General features: G+C 39.5%; 5 protein-coding genes and 1 pseudogene. 1 reads left to right on the top strand and 5 read right to left on the bottom strand.

Annotated elements, in window-relative coordinates; all coding sequences use genetic code 11:
* The first annotated feature begins 114 nt into the window (after positions 1–114).
* Entirely contained in the window at positions 115–531 is a 417-nt protein-coding gene (locus tag AC5JMF_RS31820) for a hypothetical protein (protein WP_495799702.1), read from the top strand.
* Here the strand turns inward: AC5JMF_RS31820 and AC5JMF_RS31825 are convergent.
* The 5 genes and pseudogenes from AC5JMF_RS31825 to AC5JMF_RS31845 form a co-directional block, all read right to left on the bottom strand.
* On the bottom strand, positions 513–926 hold the full coding sequence (locus tag AC5JMF_RS31825) for an HNH endonuclease (protein ID WP_495799703.1): 414 nt from the start codon (positions 924–926) through the stop codon (positions 513–515). The two genes, AC5JMF_RS31820 and AC5JMF_RS31825, sit on opposite strands and share 19 nt — an antisense overlap.
* Before the next feature lie 5 nt (positions 927–931).
* Positions 932–1,309, bottom strand: coding sequence for a hypothetical protein (locus AC5JMF_RS31830; protein WP_495799704.1), 378 nt, complete (start codon positions 1,307–1,309; stop codon positions 932–934).
* 159 nt (positions 1,310–1,468) lie between these two features.
* Positions 1,469–2,731, bottom strand: coding sequence for an Hsp70 family protein (locus AC5JMF_RS31835; RefSeq protein ID WP_495799705.1), 1,263 nt, complete (start codon positions 2,729–2,731; stop codon positions 1,469–1,471).
* Positions 2,709–2,849, bottom strand: a pseudogene (locus AC5JMF_RS31840) (Hsp70 family protein); the annotation flags it as partial. The gene AC5JMF_RS31835 and the pseudogene AC5JMF_RS31840, both read right to left, overlap by 23 nt.
* A 127-nt stretch (positions 2,850–2,976) precedes the next feature.
* A partial coding sequence (locus AC5JMF_RS31845; RefSeq protein ID WP_495799706.1) for a macro domain-containing protein occupies positions 2,977–3,288 on the bottom strand: 312 nt, incomplete at its 5' end.

Here is a 3,288-nt window from a genome sequence, read left to right on the forward strand (position 1 = left end):
GTGAGGCGACTTGCATAAAATTTTACCCTTCAAAACTTTTCAAACAGCCTCTTACCCAAAAGTCCTTTATTAGAGTTACAGAAACAAAGAGATTTTATTTCTACAGCATCTGACTTGCAAATCAAGCATGAATTAATTCATAAGCTTATAAACTTAATTTATTCTGACAGCGCATTAATAGAATCTGCGATTGAGTCTGATTTAAGTGATAAGCTTTCTAGAGAAACTGTTACCTCTCATCTAATACCTGATGATAATAATGAAGGAACTATTGATGAAGTTGGAGAAATAGAAGAAATTAATTTAAATCTTAATAATGTGGTAGATTATGAAAATTATTTTGTCATACCTTTTAGTCTCAGAGTTGATTGTCAAGTGACATACTTCATATATAAAGCAGACTATTATGCTATGGAAGATGAAGAAAGTTCTATTTCAATTTTAGATGATGATTGGAATGATCATTATTTCTCGGCAGGACAATACTATTTACTAGTGGTAGAGGGTCTTGTTTATGGATATAGTCCTTGACTCATCAACACTTGCCGTTCAAGTACGCGATTATTAATATTGAACTGAAGCAACCTTGCAGTCCCTTGTCCAATTTGAGTTTTCCCTTCAATTCTCGCACCTTCAACATAGAAATGTTCATCCCAAACCTGACGACGGGGATTAAACAACGGGACAATTTCTTTAGTAACTTGGTCTATCGTAGCAAAATCAGAACCTTTATGACGGTTACAAGATAAACATGAAAGTGCTAAATTATCAGCAGTCGTTTCACCTCCATGTTTGACCGCAATAATATGGTCTACTTCATGAGTATAAATTGAAAAATCTTGATGTATTAAGCAGTATTCACAACATCCTGAAGCTCTCTGTATTACAAGCTTACGCAGTTCCGCAGAAATTGAATTAGATGTCATCTTAGCTAATCGCGTTTTAAAGCTCGTGCCTTTAATAAAATCATCATATGTTCTAATTGCTCATAAACATCTAACTCAGCTAATTCCATTGGACTGAGTGTTGCAGATCGGTTTTTCTCTAATAATTCTGACAACCGCGTTTGAACTTGAGGTGAAACTTTAAAAGTAATAATTTCTTCTGGAGTTGGACGCTTAATTAAAAAATCAAGAACTTCTTGATAAACTGCGGGAATATCTGTCGTCTCTGTTTTGATTGTTGGCTGAGAGTTTGTTGGTAAATTAGCAACGTCTAACAATTGCCAAAGCAATTCAGGTAAGCGATTTTGCAGAGGTTCTAAACGTTGAGCTAGTTCATCAGAAATTTGAATTGTTAATTCTGCCATATGTGATTCTTCATCGGCGCTATCTGGCTTGTCTTTTATCCTAATTATAGCTTTACTACCCTTCAAGTCGATTTGATCATAGTCGCAATCTCTGCAATAAGAGGCTGATACTGACGACTTGAAAAGGGGCGAAAATTATCTGGAGCATCAACACTCATTTTACACAGCAGGCGAAATTGGAGAGGTGTTGGAGCGCAACTGGTAAGCCACTTCCACCATGCCCATTAAACAGGCATCCATGCCAATTAGGCTAACTTTTTTACCCGTAATGGCTTCTGCTTCCTGAAAAGCCTGCTGAAGTTTGGCATTATCAAGGAAGTCTAAAGATGAATCATCAAAAGCGATCGCTCGTGAATCTTCATCATCTAGTTGCAGCACTTCTGTAATTGAGGAAAGGAAAAAAGCACGGGACAACCGCCGATTATTTCGGGTAAGCGATCGCACTTCATCCTGACTTGCCTGAATTTCAACACCACGCGATCGCGCAAAAGCATAAATATCGTCTTCTTTCCAGCCAGTACCGTGATTCCACAAAATCACCGCATAGTTTTCTGCCGGATAATTCTCAATTCCCCAAACAATAAAGTCCCGTAAGGAGCGAGGATCGCCCATATTCTGCTCTGGGATATTCTCAATTTGCCTGGGTTCTTCTGAAGGGCGGATATATATTTTGAGTTCGGTAAGTAGTTCCTCTGCTTGGTTAACGTCGCGGCTATTAATAGCTGCTTTCAAGTTTTCTAAAGTTTCTAACAGTAGATTGTCAGATGTTTTATCTTGATTAATCACACGTTGCAGTCGGATTATTTCTTCTTCTAACTGAAAAATTCGATTGGTAACAGCGTCTTCATTTTCATGCACTTTCGCTTCTTGAAGTTTCTGGTCTACCTCTTGTTGAGTCAGGCGATAAAAGCGGTCAAATGTCTTCTCCACAGGTTGCCCATCGGTGCTAATATCTTCTGCTAACACATGAAGAATCCCATCGTGGTCAACTTTGAACATACAATTAACCCGAACCTCCCCAGCCGGACGAGTAGTTGCTAGGTTAAGAACCACTTCACCAATAAATTCATTGTCCCCGGCAATCGGTCGTTCACCTTGATAAATGCGGAAGCGGATACTTTCTTGTCCGTCGCGCTGAGTAGTAAAAGCTTGGGAACCCTTGCGCCACTTGGTAACTGGTATCGGTTCATTGGCACAAATAATCGCATCCATCTTGCTGTTAGCCAATTCAATTCCTAAAGACAAGGGTGTTATGTCCCAGAGTTTTACCTCCTCCCGAAGATAACCACATAATCTTGCCCCCTGAACTGCCGCACCTCTGGCTACAGCTTCATCGGGATTTACAGAGTCGTTGATTGTCCAACCGTAGCGATCGCGCAATGCTTCCTTGATAGCAGGTAGTCTGGTTTGTACCCAAGCCAAACGCTAAAGCCGCAGCCGTTGGTTCATTAATTATTCGACGAACCCTTAACCCAGCTAATTCTCCGGCTTCTTTCGTAGCTTGACGCTGAGACTCGCTAAAGTAAGCCGGAACAGTAATGCTGTCAATTCTGGTATATCGGTTTTTACGTAACTCAAGGTAACAAATAGACGATTGCGCCACAGGTTTAGTTTAGCGGGACGCATTTGGAGTTCTATGTCTTCTATGTCGTTGATATTATCTAAGGTTACGGGAGCGTTACGAAGGTTGGCTGTATCTGAGGACTTGTTACAAGTACTTCACCAACTAATATATTTGAATAATTCTGTAATGTTTCGTACCATCCAAAGTCTGATGAGTTTTGTAATCTTTGAAGAATCTGTCTACTAATTTCTCCCCCAAAAGCTAGTTTTGTATTTGTGGGTCTAACAATAGCATCTACTTCTAAATCTAGAATATTTTTTTTGACCAATTCTATACGTACAAGTCCTTCACTAAAAGTGATACAGCAGATTGCAGGTTTATGAAGTACAGTAGCAACAGTCTGTAAACCAGTTTT

It is taken from the genome of Desmonostoc vinosum, assembly GCF_059505385.1.